The organism is Paenibacillus sp. V4I7, assembly GCF_030817275.1.
Lineage (GTDB): Bacteria > Bacillota > Bacilli > Paenibacillales > NBRC-103111 > Paenibacillus_E.
The window spans coordinates 3,573,046-3,589,328 of sequence record NZ_JAUSZD010000002.1; the positions used below are offsets into that span (position 1 = coordinate 3,573,046).

A 16,283-nucleotide genomic window follows, 5' to 3' on the forward strand; every position below is an offset into this window, starting at 1 on the left:
TTCTTATCGAATTTCTTTAATTCTTGCTGCTTTACCACGAAGACCACGCAGATAATAAAGTTTCGCACGACGAACTTTACCACGGCGAGCCACTTCAATCTTGTCAATCTTCGGAGAATGGAATGGGAAAGTTCTTTCCACACCCACACCGTAAGAAATTTTACGAACTGTAAACGTTTCGCTGATTCCACCGCCGTGGCGTTTAATAACAACACCTTCGAACAGCTGAATACGCTCACGTGTACCCTCGATAACTTTTACGTGTACTTTAAGTGTGTCTCCTGGACGGAAATTAGGAATATCCGTACGGAGTTGCTCTTTCGTAATCTCTTGAATAAGATTCATAGTTGACTCCCTCCTTCCACACAGGTGTTCATTCCGCTTATTGGCATAGTCGTTCTTAGTTGTTATGCGTAGAGGACCACCAGACTCGAACTGTTGAAAAATTCACAACAGAATATATATTATCATAGACAGGAAAGAAATTCAATAGAGAAGTTTTTGGGGACTTACTCCTCTTGCTTCCGCCCGTTCCATTCAACCACCCAAGCTTTTTCCTCTTTAGATAATTCTCTTCCTACAAGCAAATCCGGACGACGTTCTAGCGTTCGGAACAGAGACTCCTTACGGCGCCAACGCTTCACATTTTCATGATGCCCTGATAACAGCATCTCAGGCACGTCCCAGTCCCTAAACTTCGCAGGTCTCGTGTAGTGAGGATACTCCAGCAAACCTGTAGAGAACGAATCTGTTACAGCTGACATCTCATTGCCGAGCACACCAGGCAGCAGCCTCACTACGCTGTCTATAACGACCATTGCGGGTAGCTCGCCGCCTGTTAATACATAATCACCTATGGACAGCTCATCCGTCACTAGATACTGCCTAATACGCTCATCATAGCCTTCATAATGACCACAAATAAACACGAGATGCTGTTCATTAGACAGCTCCTCTGCTTTCTTCTGAGTGAATGTCTCCCCTTGCGGGCACATGAGAATCACTCGCGGCTTCACCGGGTCTTGTCCATCCTCTTGATGTATGGGCAGATTCTCAACAGCAGCAAATATCGGCTCTGGCTTTAAAACCATCCCTCCACCGCCACCGTATGGATAATCATCTACAGTGTTATGCTTATTATTGGAATAATCTCGAAAATTAACCGTGTTGAGAGCAACAATCCCCTTGTCACGTGCTTTCCCTAAAATGCTGGATGAAAACACACCCTCGAACATTTCCGGGAATAGGGTCAATACATCGATTTTCATTCCATTAATCCTTCCATCAGATGAATACGAATCGTTTTGTTGGCAATGTCCACATCAAGTATCACATCATCGATGACTGGAAGCAGCAACTGTTTGCCTTTGGGCAAAGAAACGACCCATACATCATTAGCCCCCGGTGTCAAAACCTCAGAAACAAGTCCTAACTCTTGGCCTTCTTCTGTTACGACTTTACAGCCAATGATCTCGTGATAATAATATTCTCCTTCTTCAAGAGGCTGTTGTTCCTTCGCTTCAATCTTGAGAAGAGAGCCTTTGAATTTCTCAACATCATTGATGTTAGAGAATTGGTCAAACTGCAAGATAAACATATTTTTATGTAAGCGGGAGGTTTGCACCGTCACCGGCGTTTGCTTATTTTGAGAATCTACAATAATCAATGCGTTTCCTTTATCAAAACGCTCAGGAAAATCAGTTTCTGGAACTACTTTTAGCTCTCCACGAATACCATGGCTATTCACAATTCGACCAACTGTCACAAGTTTTTCGCTCATATGCGCTTGCCAACCTCCACATTAATTTACCTTCAAAAACCATACAAGAAAAAGGTTAGGAACTAAATCCTAACCTCATTTCTTATGAAACGATTTCAACGGCTACCCGTTTCGTTTCTTTCACTGCTGCCGACGTGACAACCGTGCGGAGCGACTTCGCAATCTTGCCCTGCTTGCCAATCACTTTACCGACATCGTCGGGATGGACAGAAAGCCTGTACTCGATCTTGTCATCTTTCTCCACCACAGCGACACGTACTTCTTCCGGATGATCAACAAGAGCCTTAGCAATAACGGTGATAAGATCCTTCATGAACCCACCCTCCGAAAGATAACAGATTACTTCTGCAATTTCAGCTCGTGAAACTTAGTCATCAGACCTGCTTTTGAGAACAGGCTGCGAACTGTATCGGACGGTTGAGCGCCAGTTTGAAGCCATTTCAGCGCTTTCTCCTCATCAAGAGTTACAGCTGCTGGTTCAACAATTGGGTTATAAGTACCGATTTCTTCGATAAAACGACCATCACGCGGGGAACGGGAATCCGAAACCACCACACGGTAAAAAGGAGCTTTATGAGCGCCTACACGTTTAAGACGAATACGTACTGCCATGAAAAATCACCTCCTACTTAGAATAAAATGCTTATTTAAAAGGGGAATTTAAATCCCTTGCCTAGCTTCTTCATTCCTTTAGCACCCTTAGCACCTTTAGGTCCCATCATGCCGGAAAACTGCTTCATCATTTTGCGCATATCATCAAACTGCTTGATGAAACGGTTGACCTCTTGCACCGAGTTGCCACTGCCTTGAGCAATCCGTTTGCGACGGTTCGCATTGAGAAGTTCAGGTTTGCGTTTCTCTTCGGTTGTCATCGACTTCACAATAGCTTCAACACGTGCCATTTGTTTGTCGTCAACCTTCATATCTTTCATACCCTTGATCTTATTAGCTCCTGGCAGCATCTCAAGAATTTGATCCAGAGGCCCCATCTTCTTCACTTGCTCCATTTGATCAAGGAAATCTTCGAAGGTGAATTCGGCGTTGCGCATTTTGCGCTCCATCTCTTTCGCCTTGTCCATGTCGATACCGGATTGCGCCTTCTCAATCAAGGTAAGCATATCGCCCATACCGAGAATTCTTGAGGCCATACGATCAGGGAAGAATGGTTCAAGAGCATCCATTTTCTCACCGCTAGCCACAAACTTAATTGGACAACCTGTAACAGCTTTAACAGATAACGCCGCGCCACCGCGGGTATCACCATCAAGCTTGGTCAGCACAACACCCGTAAGCTCAAGCTGTTGATGAAAGCTTTCTGCGACATTGACTGCATCTTGCCCGGTCATCGCATCGACAACCAACAAAATTTCATCAGGTTCAACAGCAGTTCGAACATTTTTCAGCTCGTCCATCAGTTTTTCATCAATGTGTAAGCGACCCGCGGTATCGATAATGACATAATCATTACCGTTATCTTTAGCATGCTGAAGCCCTGCTTTAGCAATGTCGACAGGATTTACTTGATCCCCTAGTGAAAATACCGGAACATTGAGCTGTTCTCCAAGAACCTGCAGCTGTTTGATCGCAGCCGGACGATAAATGTCACAGGCTACAAGAAGCGGTCTATGGTTTTGTTTAAGGAGCATCTTCGCTAGCTTTCCAGAGGTTGTTGTCTTACCTGCCCCTTGCAAACCTGCCATCATAATGATAGTCGGCGGTCGATTCGAACGAGCTAGCTTACTTTGCGTACCGCCCATAAGTGCGGTGAGCTCTTTGTTGACGATATCGATAACGACCATGCCTGGTGTGAAGGATTTCAATACTTCTTGTCCGATGGACTGCTCCTTCACCTTAGCAATAAAGTCTTTGACTACTTTAAAGTTAACGTCCGCTTCAAGCAACGCCAATCGTACTTCGCGAAGCGCTTCGCCTACATCTTCTTCCGTCAGCTTACCTTTGCTTCTCAGCTTACCGAAAACGTTTTGCAACCGGTTTGCCAATCCTTCAAATGCCATGCGCTTCACCTCCTGCTTCTGGACTTTCTATGTTTTAATCGATCCCTACTATTGTATCAAAAAGCTCCGTCGTTTTCCTCTTTAGCTCCGGTTCGCAATCATCAAGCACCTGAACCAGTTCCGCACGCAGCTTCATGCGTTGTTCGTGCTTATGTACCAGATGCAATTTACTCTCATAATCCTGAAGAGTTGACTCTGCACGTTTAATATGTTCATAAACCGCCTGGCGGCTAATTTCAAAATTCTCAGCGATCTCTCCGAGTGAGTAATCATCATGAAAATACAGTTGGAGGAACGTTCTCTGTTTATCGGTCAACAGCGGTTCATAGAAATCAAATAGCAAGTTAACGCGATTCGTTTTCTCAAGCATTTGATCGATAGACATGATCCACCTCCGTAAAGGTTGCACGCTTGACAGCAGCACAACAGAACCTATCATACTGAATTCCAAGATGAATGTCAAGCATTTAACCTTGTCAGTAATGAACAAAAAAATCCCCCTCTAACCAACAAAAGGCTGAGGAGAATTTTTCACATATTAGAGAAGAAAAAGATTAAGCATTTTCTTCTTTATCCTCGCCGATCCATTTGCCAAAGAGGGCGTGTACGAACTGTTCGGAATCAAAGGGCTGAAGATCATCCATTTTCTCCCCGAGGCCAACGAATTTCACAGGAAGTGATAACTCTTGACGGATCGCTACAACGATACCGCCTTTGGCCGTACCATCGAGCTTGGAAAGCACCAACCCCGTCAGTCCTGTTTTATCACCAAAAAGCTTGGCTTGGCTGAGTGCATTTTGTCCCGTAGTTGCATCTAAAACGAGAATTACCTCATGAGGAGCATCTGGAACTTCACGCTGGATAACGCGATAGATCTTATTCAGTTCCTCCATCAAATTCACTTTGTTTTGCAAACGACCCGCTGTATCACATAACAAGATGTCTACACCACGCGTTTTCGCTGCCTGCACCGCATCAAACATGACGGCTGCAGGGTCGGAGCCAGATTGCTGTTTAATCACATCAACACCAACACGCTCGCCCCAAGTTTCCAACTGCTCAATTGCACCGGCACGGAATGTATCACCTGCAGCCATTAATACTTTTTTTCCTTGAGATTTAAACATGTGTGCCATCTTACCGATTGTCGTTGTCTTCCCTACTCCGTTCACACCAACAAATAAAATGACGGATAAACCATTTGGATTTAATTTCAGTCCTGCATCAGCGTCACCTTTTAATAGCTCAATCAACTTTTCGGAAAGGATCGGCTGAAGCTCCGCGGGATCTTCAATTTTGCGTTTCTTCACCTCGGTGCGAAGCTGATCGATGAGCTTAAGCACTGTATTCACACCCACATCAGCGCCAATTAGAATTTCTTCAAGCTCTTCATAAAAGTCTTCATCTATCTTCTTGCGGCGGCTAAATAAATCATCCACACGATCGACGAAGGCGTCTCTTGTTTTCGTTAATCCTTCTTTGAACTTATTCGTGACCGCTTCGGCCTTACTGGAAATACTTTCTTTTAATCGTTTAAAAAAGCTCATGGTTCCTCCTAATAAAATAACATTCAACTTAATTATGATGCGGACATTGCGGCTTCTTCATCCTCTAAACGAACGGACACGAGCTTGGAGACACCGCCTTCTTGCATCGTTACACCATACAGCACATCCGCTTCCTCCATCGTCCCCTTACGGTGCGTAACTACGATAAATTGCGTCATCTCAGAGAACTCGCGCAAGTATTCGGCAAAACGAGATACGTTCGCTTCGTCCAAAGCAGCTTCTACCTCATCTAGTACACAGAATGGAACCGGCTTTACGCGTATAATCGAGAAAAGCAGTGCAATCGCTGTGAGAGCTCGCTCTCCACCTGAAAGAAGCTGAAGATTTTGCAGCTTTTTACCAGGCGGTTGCGCAACGATCTCAATACCTGTATCCAGCATATTCTCCGGCTCAGATAGAATCAAATCCGCACGGCCACCACCGAACAATTTAGCAAATACGACGCCAAAGTGCGAGCGGATCGCATCAAAGGTGGTCTTAAATCGTTTGGACATTTCTTGATCCATTTCACGGATGACCTGATAAAGCGTGGTTTTGGCTTCGATCAAGTCATTTTTCTGAGAGTCTAAAAATTCATAGCGCTCTGAGACCCGCGCATATTCTTCAATAGCACCGAGGTTCACATCACCAAGAGAAGCGATTTCGCGTTTAAGTTCACGCACTTTGCCCTGCGTACCTTGGATATCCTCAGGAACTGGATAGCGCTCTTTTGCTAACTCATAGCTAAGCTCATATTCTTCCCCTAGCTTCTTCAGCAGGTTTTCTAGCTCAACATCCAATCGAGTAACACGAACCTCAGTTTGATGCAGACTTTCTTCAACCTGTTTCAGCTGAATACGTTGCGTCCGGGTCTCATTCTCTCCTTGCTCGAGCTTATGTAACCAATCAGCTCGCTCAGCACGTTTGAAATCAATTTTTTCTGAGCATTGCTGCTTCTTTATTTTGAGATCATTAAGTAATTCAACTTGAAGTACAGTTTCTTGATCCAGTGCTGCCATATCTTGCTCCAACTGCTTAAGCAGACCGCGGTTCATTTCCATTTCCCGCTCAGCTTCGCCGAGATCCTGCTGCAGTCGACGCTGTTGATCTTGGAGTGACTGTTTCTCTTGCGAAATAGAAGCAACCTTGACTTTCAAATCCGTCAACTGGCTTTGAAGTTCTTCCTTCTCCGACTCACTCGCTTTACGGGAGTGTTCGGCATCGCGAATCGCTTTCTGTAAGGAAGCTTCTTCTTCCTGCAGTTCAGCCAGCGCTGCTTCGGACTCGACTTTCTTCCGTCCAAGATCGGCCTGCTCTTCAAGCAGCGAACCTCGATCTTGACTATCCAGCGTTAACTGTTCTTCAACCGTGCGGCTTTCGGACTCAAGCGGATTCAATTCTGCCCGAATTTGCTGCTCGGTAATACGTTTTTGCTCACCCTGCTGACGGAGCTGTTCGATCGTCATCATATCATCCGTAATCTCGCGCTTCATTACGCTGGATTGGCTGCGCAAACCGCTGAGCTGCTGCTCAGAAGTTTTAATCTCCTGATCCAGCTCCTCAATTTGGCGTTGACGTCCAAGCAGATTCGTTGATTTCTTCTGCAAGCTTCCGCCTGTCATCGAACCACCAGGGTTCACGACGTCACCTTCCAGCGTCACAACCCGATAGCGATACTGTGCCTTAGCAGCAATATGGTTCGCATCTTCTAGACTCTGCGCCACAACAACATTCCCAAGCAGGCTTGAGAAGATGTTCTGGTAGGTGGACTCAAATGAAACGAGATCAACCGCAAGGCCGACAAAACCTTTGGAAGATTTTAAAGAACTAAGCTCACTGTCGGAAATCGAGCGTCCGCGAATAACATTCATAGGCAGGAACGTAGCTCGTCCCATTTGACGGCGTTTCAAGAAGGCAATGGCTTCACGTCCATCCGCTTCAGTCTCGACAACGATATTTTGTAAGGCGCCGCCGAGCGCCGTCTCAATCGCAATCTCAACGTCTGCAGGTACCTTAACAAGTTCGGCTACGGCCCCGCGAATACCACGCAAATCCTTACGGCTCTTCGCTTTTAGAACTTCTTTAACACCCTGCATGAAGCCATCGTAATCGTTGGCCATCTCTTTCATCGTGTCGCGGCGGGAGGTCAACGCATCCAGCTTCTGCTCCCATTTGCGGACCATGCCTTGTGCTTCATCGAGCAACCCTTGCTTGCTTTTCAAGCTTTGGGTTAACTGTACATACCTTTGTCGTTCATTCTCAATTTCACTAACCGTTTGTTCCAATTTAGCCGTCAATTCCTGCTTACGGATCGAAATCTTCTCGCGCTGTTCCGCCCATTTCTGACGTTCTTCATCAAGCCTTTCCAAACGACGGCCGATACTTTCCGTTTGCTGCTCAGCGTAACGAATCTCGTTCCTTGCCTGAGCCATTCGGTTCAGTGTTTCCAGCAATTCGCCTTTCAACTGATCTTCAGGTGAGGAGCTAATACCGCCATTAACCCCAAGTAACCGCTGTTCTTCCGCGGTCAGCTTCGCTTGAAACTCAAATAGCTGGGCGCCAATTTGGATGATTTTCTCTCGCTGCTGGCTCAGCTCATCTTCTTTATCTATTTTACGCTGCTCTTGCATAGCGATAGTCGTGCTTAGCTGCTGATGATTGGCCAAGTAATTCTTATTACGCTCTTTGAGCACTTCGCCATGCCCTTCGCACTTCTCGAAATCTTCGCTCAGCTGGAGTAGACTTTCTTGAAGCTTTTCCAGCTCCTCCTCTAACCTGCGAGTTTCCCATCGATGCTTCTCCAAGTGCGCATCATGCTGATTCACAATCGTAGAAAGCTCTGTTTGTTCCTTGACTAGCTTCTCTAGCAGCTGCTTCGCATCATTCCATGAGATGTAAATCTGATCAATCTGATGTACATACATAGCAATCTCACTGCTTTTCAGCGTCTCCCGAAGCTCTTTATAACGAACCGCCTTCTCAGACTGCTCGCGAAGCGGTTCGACTTGATCCTCAAGCTCAGAAACCAAGTCGTGAATCCGCAGCAAATTTTGCTCGGTGTCACTCAATTTCTTCTCAGCTTCACGTTTACGTGATTTATATTTAACAATCCCCGAAGCCTCTTCAAAGATCCCTCGACGATCTTCGGATTTCGTACTTAAAATTTCTTCAATACGGCCTTGCCCAATAATCGAATAAGCTTCTTTCCCTATCCCTGTGTCCATGAACAATTCCGTTATGTCTTTCAGGCGGCAGGGCTGCTTATTAATTAAATATTCACTTTCCCCACTGCGGTGCACTCTGCGAGTAACCGTCACTTCATTGAAATCAAGTGGAAGGGATTGCGACGTATTATCAAGCGTCAACGAGACTTCCCCATAATTGACTGCTCGGCGTGCATCACTGCCTGCAAAAATAACATCTTCCATTTTACCGCCACGTAAGGACTTTGCACTTTGCTCACCTAATACCCAGCGGATACCGTCCGAAATATTGCTTTTTCCACTGCCGTTTGGGCCTACAACCGCGGTAATACCGCGTACAAATTCCAGTTCCGTACGGTCAGCGAAAGACTTAAACCCGGATAATTCAATCCGCTTCAAAAACATGGTCTCACCTCAGAAATTATTGTAACATATCCCTTATAAAAATAAGAGAAAAAAACAAAAAGGCGGCCGCAGCCGCCCCTTTAAGCCATATGCATTACCGCTGAACGGTCACATTCAATTTCGACAAAGCTCCAGCAGCAGCCTGCTGTTCCGCTTCTTTCTTGGAACGTCCTGCTCCGGTTCCCAGAAGGTCGGCATCCATGTGCACTTCAGCTACAAACTCACGTTCGTGAGCAGGCCCTCGTTCATTCACAATGCGGTATTCCAATGAACCCATATTGTGATGTTGGGTATGCTCCTGCAATAGAGTCTTGTAATCAATAATTAGCAACTTACCTTCACTGGAGATTTTTGCGAAAACGTGCTTTTTGAGAAAACCTTTTACGATATCCAAGCCTTGATCAAGGTATAAAGCACCAACAAAGGACTCGAAAACGTCGGCAAGGAGCGCCGGGCGTGACCGCCCTCCAGTTAACTCTTCCCCTTTACCGAGTAGTACAAAAGCACCGAAATCCAAATCTTCAGCAAACGTAACAAGTGACGGCTCACAAACGATAGACGCCCTGAGCTTAGTCAATTCACCTTCTGAACGCCCTGGATAAGAATCATATAAAAATTCCGAAACCGTTAGTTCGAGGACAGCATCCCCTAGAAACTCCAGTCGCTCGTTATCTTTATGCCCAGCAATACGATGTTCATTGACATAAGAAGAATGGGTAAAAGCTTGCTGAAGCAGCTCTTTTTTCCGAAATGAAATCCCAATTCGCTGCTGCAATTCTTTAATATCACGGTTCATTGCCTTTATTCACCACCCAGAGAGAATGATATTCCGTTATCTTTCTTCGTAGGAAGGCAAATTATGCTTCAAACCTTTTCAAGATAATCGTTGCATTATGTCCACCAAAACCAAACGAGTTCGACATCGCAATGTCAACCTTTGCTTCACGAGCTGTGTTTGGCACATAATCCAAATCACATTCAGGGTCTTGGTTGACCAAATTGATTGTTGGTGCAATTAAGCTATTAGAAATGGTTAAACCACAGATAACAGCTTCTACACCGCCTGCAGCGCCAAGTAGATGGCCCGTCATTGATTTCGTCGAGCTAACAGCTACTTTGTAGGCGTGATCGCCCAAAGCTTTCTTAATAGCCGTAGTCTCCGATCTATCTCCTACTGACGTAGAAGTTCCATGAGCATTGATGTAAGAAATCGACTCTGGGCTAATGCCCGCGTCTTTAATCGCTTTGACCATACAACGTGCTGCCCCGTCCGGATCTGGATCTGTCATGTGATAAGCATCACCGCTCATCCCATAACCAATCACTTCGGCATAGATGCGTGCCCCACGCTTCTGCGCATGTTCAAGCGATTCCAAAATCATCACGCCTGCTCCTTCACCCATGACAAAACCATCGCGGTCTGTATCAAACGGGCGGCTAGCCAAATGAGGCTCTTCATTACGAGTTGACATTGCACGCAAAGCACAGAAGCCAGCCACACCAATTGGTGTAATCGTTGCCTCAGCACCGCCGCAAATCATTACGTCAGCATCACCACGTTGAATCATTTTGAACGAATCACCAATGGAGTGTGTACCTGTCGCACAGGCAGTAACTGCCGTGGAGTTCGGTCCTTTTGCCCCTGTGATCATTGAAACTTGACCAGATGCCATATTCGCAATCATCATCGGAATAAAGAAAGGAGATACGCGTTTCGGACCCTTCTCCAAAAGAATTCTATGCTGTTCTTCCCACGTGTTCAAACCGCCAATTCCTGATCCTACCGATACGCCCACGCGTTCAGGATCCGTATCTTCCTTCACATTCAAATTCGCATCTTTTAGCGCATTAATCGCACCAGCTACAGCGAATTGAACGAAACGATCCATCCGACGAGAATCCTTACGATCTACATAATTCTCAATATTAAAATCTTTAACCTCAGCAGCAATACGAGTCGGGTACTCGCTGACATCAAAATTCTCGATCAAACTGATTCCGGATTGACCGGAAGTCAGATTGCCCCAAAACGTTTCTAAATCTTGACCAAGGGCAGTAACTACGCCCATACCTGTAATTACAACTCTGTTCATTTGTACCACCTTCTATGTAGTAAAGCATCATTTTTTATTGTTTGAAAATGGAGAGAAAGTCCCGTCTTGATTAGAAACGGGACTCGGTAGACTATTACGTATGAGATTTTATGTAATTCGTAACTTCTCCTACAGTCGTAATCTTCTCAGCATCTTCATCGGAAATTTCTAAATCGAACTCATCTTCTAATTCCATTACTAATTCAACTACATCGAGAGAATCAGCACCTAGATCTTCTTTGAAAGATGCTTCGAGGGTGACTTCAGCTTCATCAACCCCTAGACGATCGACAACAATTCGTTTAACACGATCCAATACGTCGGACATCCGGTTCACCTCCTCTTTGGTATTATACGAGAATCTCTGACAGATTGCCAGTAGTCAATTTTGAGATTCTCTTTCTGGTAAAACTTACATGTACATGCCGCCATCCACATGGAGTGTTTGGCCTGTCATGTAGGACGCATCGTCTGATGCTAGGAAGCGAACAACCTTTGCAATTTCCTCAGGTTGGCCAAGGCGTTCCAGTGGAATTTGCTTCAACATTTGCTCTCGCATCTCGGATGACAACTTGTCCGTCATATCGGTTTCGATGAAACCTGGCGCTACCGCATTCACGGTAATACCTCGAGAGGATAGTTCTCTCGCAGTCGCTTTGGTTAAGCCAATAACGCCTGCTTTTGCTGCTACATAGTTGGCCTGACCCGGGTTACCGAGCACACCCACTACAGAAGATATATTAATAATTCGACCGAAACGCTGTTTCATCATCGGGCGAGTAACGGCTTTTACACAGTTGAACACACCCTTAAGATTTGTAGCGATGACTTGATCGAACTCTTCTTCCTTCATCCGCATGATTAAATTGTCTCTTGTTATGCCAGCATTATTCACAAGAATATCAATTTTACCAAAACTTTCTAGCGTTTGCTTCACTAAATCATCAGCTTCCTGAAAACTGCTTACGTCGGCACGCAGCTTAATAGCTTTGCGTCCCATCGCTTCAATCTGCGTAACAACTTCTCCAGCAGCAGCTTCACTTCCTGCATAGTTCACAACAACATCAGCGCCATGCTCAGCCAAATGCAAGGCAATCGCTCGGCCAATACCTCGAGATGCCCCCGTTACCAGTGCCACCTTACCCGTTAACATGATTGTGTACCTCCTGCATGTACTTTTCCAAAGCTTCTAGGCTACCGATCGACACGGTTTTCACCGTTTTGTCTACCTTTTTGATCAGACCGGCGAGAACCGTTCCCGAGCCAAGCTCAATGAACGTATCGACGCCTTGGCCGATCAGATAAACAATAGTGTCCTCCCATAATACGGGGGAGTACACTTGCTCCACGAGCAGCCCGCAAATATCGCCAGGCTGCGTGACAGGACGAGCCGTTACGTTGGCTACAACGGGCACGGCTGCATCACTCATCTCGATCGACGCAAGCACCTCTGCGAGGCGCTGCGAGGCAGGCTTCATGAGTGAAGAGTGAAACGGCCCGCTCACCTCGAGCGGTATTGCACGCTTCGCTCCGGCTTCTTTGCAGCGTTCAACAACCGCTGCAACGCCCTCTTTACTGCCCGAGACGACAATCTGTCCCGGGCAGTTCACATTGGCGAGCTCCACGACGGAGCCGCCGCTTGTGATAGCCGTGCATAGTTCCGCAAGCGCTTCGCGCTCGGCTCCCAGCACGGCTGCCATGGCACCCAGACCGCCAGGGACGGCCTGTTCCATGAACTCTCCGCGGGCCCGCACGGTGCGGACCGCGTCTTCGAACGCGAGCACGCCCGCTGCGACCAGCGCGCTGTATTCACCAAGACTATGTCCAGCGACATAGTCTGGTTTAATGCCCGCAGCCTTGAACGCTTCCAGACAAGCGATGCTTGTTGTCAGCAGCGCAGGCTGCGTGTGATATGTGATCTTCAATTGGTCCTCTGGACCTTGGAAGATCAGATCAGATAACGAAAAGCCTAGCGCTTCGTTAGCGCGCTCAAAATAAGCTCTAGCTGCAGGATGATTCGTGTATAAATCATACCCCATACCCACGGATTGCGAGCCTTGACCTGGAAATACAAATGCTATTTTACCCATACGAGAAAAGGATCCCCTTCCGCGATAATTTTCAGTAATTAATTATGTATTTTTACTTAATATTCCACTAATTTGCCAGGCGACTATTTTTCAACCACCCTTATTGACACTATCCCCTTGGCTCAGTTTTTTAGTTCTTAAGTTCTTAAGTTCTTTATTAACTTTAACAGCGCCCACTCATTTTGTTTACTGAGTCTCGGGGATAGTGCGAATAGCATCACTCGAAAAACTCTTACTTGTTGTAAGACTTACAATCGATTGTTCATTTATCCAGCGCGACCCTCGGTTCCGTGGAGAAGAAAAGAATGGTCTTTTTCTAGTCAACTGAGCCTTAGGGATAGTGCCAATAATATCACTCGGAAACTCTATCAGTTGTAAGACTTACAATCGATCGTTCATTTATCCAGCGTGACCTCTGTTCCGTGGAAAAGAGCAAAAGATGGTCCTTTTCCTGACCACTGAGCCTTGGGGATAGTGCTGATAGCAAAAGACTACCAAACCAAGGCAGCTGCGCCCCACGTTAAGCCGCCGCCGAAGCCGACTAGCACGAGACGGTCGCCTTCATTCAATCTGCCCTGCTCAACTGCTTCAGCGAGAGCTACCGGGATAGAGGCGGCGGACATGTTACCGTACTTGTCTAGGTTGATCATGCATTTGTCGTCAGTCAGTTCAAGACGATTTAGGGAAGCTTGAATGATTCTCATATTCGCTTGGTGCGGTACAAGCAGATCGATGTCTGTTTTTTCCCAGCCTGCTTTGCGCAGCGCTTCATCAGCTGCATTGCCCATGATCCGAACGGCAAATTTGAAGACTTCAGCTCCGGCCATGTAAATGTAGTGCAAACGTTGATCGATGGAGGCTTGTGAGGAAGGATAGCGTGACCCGCCACCTTCAATTTTCAGGAGCGGACCTCCTGTGCCATCAGCACCCAACTCAAACGATTTGAAACCTCTATGTTCAGGCACTTCCCCAATAACAACGGCTCCAGCGCCATCGCCAAAAAGAATGCAAGTGTTTCGGTCTGTATAGTCAGTAATTTTGGATAAACAATCAGCGCCAATGATAAGTGCATGTTTATATGTACCTGTAGCAATGAAGTTAGAGGCATTAGCTAGTCCATATACGAAGCCTGAACAAGCTGCTGACAAGTCAAAAGCTGCTGCTCTTTTGGCTCCCAGCTTTTCTTGGAGAATACATGCCGTTGAAGGGAATGCCATATCAGGTGTAATCGTCGCTACTATAATTAAATCAAGTTGGTCTGCCGTAATCCCTGCATTAGTCAGGGCAATTAGAGCGGCTTCATAACAAAGATCAGATGTAGCTTGTACTTCTGATGCTATTCTTCTCTCACGTATACCCGTTCTAGTCACGATCCACTCATCATTCGTTTCGACCATGGTTTCTAATTCTTGATTTGTTAAAATTCGTTCTGGTACATATTTACCCGTTCCGAGTACCCCAACCGGTATTAAGTTCATGTTGTTATATCTCTCTTCCCGTGGCTAATTTCGGCAGATATCGTGCCAACCAAATCATTTTGTAAGGCAATTCTCGCTTGACGAACTGCATTTTTAATGGCATTCGCATCGGAGGAGCCATGGCTTTTTAGGACCAATCCATCAATACCTAAAAACGGGGCAGCCCCATGTTCGTTATAATCCAACTTTTTGCGGAATTGTGTAAGTCCTGGTTTCAAGACAGCCGCTGCAAGTTTAGTGAAAAAGGTTTTGGTAAACTCTTGTTTCAGTGCTGAGAAAATAGTAGACGCAGCGCCTTCCAATGATTTCAGCATGATATTTCCCGCAAATCCATCGCACACGATGACATCGCATTTGGCACGAAGCACTTGAGAGGATTCGACATTTCCCACAAAATGAATAGGAGCTTGTTCCATTAAAGGATACGCCGCTTTCGTTAATTCATTCCCTTTGGTCGCTTCTGTACCCACATTCAGCAGGCCTACTCGAGGCTTGGCGATACCATGTACTTTGGAGCGGTAAATACTGCCCATAATGGCGTATTGAATCAGCTGTTCAGCTGTGGCATCCATATTAGCTCCCAGATCGAGTGCAAGCACACCGTTTCCATCCATGGTAGGAATCATTGGCGCTAGTGCAGGACGTTCAATCCCTGGAATTCTTCCTACGACTAGCAATCCTGTCGTCATCAAAGCACCTGTATTCCCTGCGGAAATCATGGCTTCCGCTTTCTTCTCACGTACCAGCCTTCCTGCTACCACCATGGAAGCGTCTTTTTTGCGGCGAACGGCCTTAACGGGCTCATCTTCTGCTTCAATGACTTCTTCCGTATGATGGATAGTTAAGTTCGCTGGCCTTTCTGTGAGGTGCGCTTCAATCGCGGCGCTGTTGCCGACCAGAATGATATGAACATCCTTCCATTCTTTGGCCGCTGCGAGTGCACCTTCCACTACGATTTTAGGGGCATTGTCGCCACCCATTGCATCAATCGCGATTCGCATGCAGCTTGTCCTCCCTATCTAGATGTTGCTCTTTCTTCGAATGAAAGATCACAAAGTTGCCTCGAAAAACCGTTTCATCGCCAACATATGAAAACACCTCAACTCTTGCTTTCCCTTTGGAAACGGAACGCACATAGGCTTTGGCGATACATTTCTCTCCGAGCTTTACAGAACGAATAAAACGAATGTCTGCAGAAGCTGTTAAAGCTATGGGATCGTCGATGACGGCAACCGCCAGGGAGTTCGCTTGCGAGAAAATATGATGTCCTCTTGCAATTTTGGTTCTTGAGAAAACATGATCTTCTTTAATTTCAAAAATCGAGATACCGCTTTGATCCAGCTGTAAATCAATCACTTCTCCAATTATTTCATCAATTGGCAGTGAGCGTACATGATCGTACGTTTTGACAGCCATATGCTTCATTCGTTCCCGCAGCTCAGGAATGCCGAGTTCCAACCGATCCAAGCGAACGGTTTGGATACTGACCTGAAACGTTCGCATCAGTTCCTCGTCTGTCATAAAAGGATTAGCTTCAATGGCTTGAAGCAATTGCTGCTGCCTTTGTCGTTTAGGAAGGCGTTCGATGGCGAGCACCACCTTATCTCGTGAGATCTCATCTTATTACCAGATACTAAACTGTAGTATATTAAATTTATAGCCAAAAAGAAAG

The 16,283-nt window shown here is 46.1% G+C and carries 17 protein-coding genes; all 17 read right to left on the reverse strand.

What is annotated here, in order from left to right; genetic code table 11:
- Positions 1 to 3 precede the first annotated feature (3 nt).
- Positions 4 to 345, reverse strand: coding sequence for a 50S ribosomal protein L19 (gene rplS / locus QFZ80_RS17635; RefSeq protein ID WP_028558249.1), 342 nt, complete (start codon positions 343 to 345; stop codon positions 4 to 6).
- A 164-nt stretch (positions 346 to 509) separates the two neighbouring features.
- Positions 510 to 1,268 (reverse strand): tRNA (guanosine(37)-N1)-methyltransferase TrmD, encoded by a 759-nt coding sequence (gene trmD / locus QFZ80_RS17640; RefSeq protein ID WP_307545065.1) that lies wholly within the window; start codon positions 1,266 to 1,268, stop codon positions 510 to 512.
- Positions 1,265 to 1,780, reverse strand: a complete 516-nt coding sequence (gene rimM, locus QFZ80_RS17645; RefSeq protein ID WP_307443547.1) for a ribosome maturation factor RimM — start codon at positions 1,778 to 1,780, stop codon at positions 1,265 to 1,267. The genes trmD and rimM overlap by 4 nt, the downstream gene beginning before the upstream one ends.
- Positions 1,781 to 1,862: 82 nt before the next feature.
- Positions 1,863 to 2,093: a KH domain-containing protein gene (locus QFZ80_RS17650; protein ID WP_047672782.1), complete on the reverse strand. Its 231-nt coding sequence runs from the start codon at positions 2,091 to 2,093 to the stop codon at positions 1,863 to 1,865.
- 26 nt (positions 2,094 to 2,119) lie between these two features.
- Positions 2,120 to 2,392, reverse strand: a complete 273-nt coding sequence (rpsP, locus tag QFZ80_RS17655) for a 30S ribosomal protein S16 (protein WP_056832976.1) — start codon at positions 2,390 to 2,392, stop codon at positions 2,120 to 2,122.
- A gap of 35 nt (positions 2,393 to 2,427) precedes the next feature.
- Positions 2,428 to 3,795 (reverse strand): signal recognition particle protein, encoded by a 1,368-nt coding sequence (gene ffh / locus QFZ80_RS17660; RefSeq protein WP_307545057.1) that lies wholly within the window; start codon positions 3,793 to 3,795, stop codon positions 2,428 to 2,430.
- A gap of 34 nt (positions 3,796 to 3,829) precedes the next feature.
- On the reverse strand, positions 3,830 to 4,180 hold the full coding sequence (locus QFZ80_RS17665) for a putative DNA-binding protein (RefSeq protein ID WP_307545054.1): 351 nt from the start codon (positions 4,178 to 4,180) through the stop codon (positions 3,830 to 3,832).
- Between the two features lie 169 nt (positions 4,181 to 4,349).
- A complete protein-coding gene (gene ftsY, locus QFZ80_RS17670) occupies positions 4,350 to 5,342 on the reverse strand; it encodes a signal recognition particle-docking protein FtsY (RefSeq protein WP_307560221.1) in 993 nt (330 codons plus the stop codon).
- A 32-nt stretch (positions 5,343 to 5,374) separates the two neighbouring features.
- Positions 5,375 to 8,950 carry a chromosome segregation protein SMC gene (gene smc / locus QFZ80_RS17675; RefSeq protein WP_307560223.1) on the reverse strand — a complete coding sequence of 1,192 codons (3,576 nt, stop codon included), beginning with the start codon at positions 8,948 to 8,950 and terminating at the stop codon, positions 5,375 to 5,377.
- A gap of 94 nt (positions 8,951 to 9,044) precedes the next feature.
- Positions 9,045 to 9,746, reverse strand: a complete 702-nt coding sequence (rnc, locus tag QFZ80_RS17680) for a ribonuclease III (RefSeq protein WP_307545048.1) — start codon at positions 9,744 to 9,746, stop codon at positions 9,045 to 9,047.
- Between the two features lie 61 nt (positions 9,747 to 9,807).
- Entirely contained in the window at positions 9,808 to 11,043 is a 1,236-nt protein-coding gene (gene fabF / locus QFZ80_RS17685; protein ID WP_307545045.1) for a beta-ketoacyl-ACP synthase II, read from the reverse strand.
- Positions 11,044 to 11,137: 94 nt separating this feature from the next.
- The gene (acpP, locus tag QFZ80_RS17690; RefSeq protein ID WP_028558238.1) at positions 11,138 to 11,371 is read right to left on the reverse strand and encodes an acyl carrier protein; all 234 of its coding nucleotides are present in this window, start codon (positions 11,369 to 11,371) and stop codon (positions 11,138 to 11,140) included.
- Between the two features lie 84 nt (positions 11,372 to 11,455).
- Positions 11,456 to 12,196, reverse strand: a complete 741-nt coding sequence (gene fabG, locus QFZ80_RS17695; protein WP_307545043.1) for a 3-oxoacyl-[acyl-carrier-protein] reductase — start codon at positions 12,194 to 12,196, stop codon at positions 11,456 to 11,458.
- Positions 12,183 to 13,133 (reverse strand): ACP S-malonyltransferase, encoded by a 951-nt coding sequence (gene fabD / locus QFZ80_RS17700; RefSeq protein WP_307560225.1) that lies wholly within the window; start codon positions 13,131 to 13,133, stop codon positions 12,183 to 12,185. Before fabD ends, fabG begins: the two co-directional genes overlap by 14 nt.
- Positions 13,134 to 13,624: 491 nt before the next feature.
- On the reverse strand, positions 13,625 to 14,611 hold the full coding sequence (locus tag QFZ80_RS17705; RefSeq protein WP_307545040.1) for a beta-ketoacyl-ACP synthase III: 987 nt from the start codon (positions 14,609 to 14,611) through the stop codon (positions 13,625 to 13,627).
- Positions 14,608 to 15,612 (reverse strand): phosphate acyltransferase PlsX, encoded by a 1,005-nt coding sequence (gene plsX, locus QFZ80_RS17710; RefSeq protein ID WP_307560227.1) that lies wholly within the window; start codon positions 15,610 to 15,612, stop codon positions 14,608 to 14,610. Before plsX ends, QFZ80_RS17705 begins: the two co-directional genes overlap by 4 nt.
- The gene (gene fapR / locus QFZ80_RS17715) at positions 15,596 to 16,210 is read right to left on the reverse strand and encodes a transcription factor FapR (RefSeq protein ID WP_047672754.1); all 615 of its coding nucleotides are present in this window, start codon (positions 16,208 to 16,210) and stop codon (positions 15,596 to 15,598) included. The genes plsX and fapR overlap by 17 nt, the downstream gene beginning before the upstream one ends.
- Positions 16,211 to 16,283: the final 73 nt, after the last annotated feature.

Excerpts from the sequence above, each read along its gene's own strand:
- acpP (WP_028558238.1), bottom strand. The coding sequence starts at position 11,371 with ATGTCCGACGTATTGGATCGTGTTAAACGAATTGTTGTCGATCGTCTA.
- ftsY (WP_307560221.1), bottom strand. The coding sequence starts at position 5,342 with ATGAGCTTTTTTAAACGATTAAAAGAAAGTATTTCCAGTAAGGCCGAA.
- rplS (WP_028558249.1), bottom strand. The coding sequence starts at position 345 with ATGAATCTTATTCAAGAGATTACGAAAGAGCAACTCCGTACGGATATT.
- QFZ80_RS17665 (WP_307545054.1), bottom strand. The coding sequence starts at position 4,180 with ATGTCTATCGATCAAATGCTTGAGAAAACGAATCGCGTTAACTTGCTA.
- fabF (WP_307545045.1), bottom strand. The coding sequence starts at position 11,043 with ATGAACAGAGTTGTAATTACAGGTATGGGCGTAGTTACTGCCCTTGGT.
- ffh (WP_307545057.1), bottom strand. The coding sequence starts at position 3,795 with ATGGCATTTGAAGGATTGGCAAACCGGTTGCAAAACGTTTTCGGTAAG.
- fabD (WP_307560225.1), bottom strand. The coding sequence starts at position 13,133 with ATGGGTAAAATAGCATTTGTATTTCCAGGTCAAGGCTCGCAATCCGTG.
- plsX (WP_307560227.1), bottom strand. The coding sequence starts at position 15,612 with ATGCGAATCGCGATTGATGCAATGGGTGGCGACAATGCCCCTAAAATC.
- QFZ80_RS17650 (WP_047672782.1), bottom strand. The coding sequence starts at position 2,093 with ATGAAGGATCTTATCACCGTTATTGCTAAGGCTCTTGTTGATCATCCG.
- rpsP (WP_056832976.1), bottom strand. The coding sequence starts at position 2,392 with ATGGCAGTACGTATTCGTCTTAAACGTGTAGGCGCTCATAAAGCTCCT.
- rnc (WP_307545048.1), bottom strand. The coding sequence starts at position 9,746 with ATGAACCGTGATATTAAAGAATTGCAGCAGCGAATTGGGATTTCATTT.
- smc (WP_307560223.1), bottom strand. The coding sequence starts at position 8,950 with ATGTTTTTGAAGCGGATTGAATTATCCGGGTTTAAGTCTTTCGCTGAC.
- trmD (WP_307545065.1), bottom strand. The coding sequence starts at position 1,268 with ATGAAAATCGATGTATTGACCCTATTCCCGGAAATGTTCGAGGGTGTG.
- rimM (WP_307443547.1), bottom strand. The coding sequence starts at position 1,780 with ATGAGCGAAAAACTTGTGACAGTTGGTCGAATTGTGAATAGCCATGGT.
- fabG (WP_307545043.1), bottom strand. The coding sequence starts at position 12,196 with ATGTTAACGGGTAAGGTGGCACTGGTAACGGGGGCATCTCGAGGTATT.
- QFZ80_RS17705 (WP_307545040.1), bottom strand. The coding sequence starts at position 14,611 with ATGAACTTAATACCGGTTGGGGTACTCGGAACGGGTAAATATGTACCA.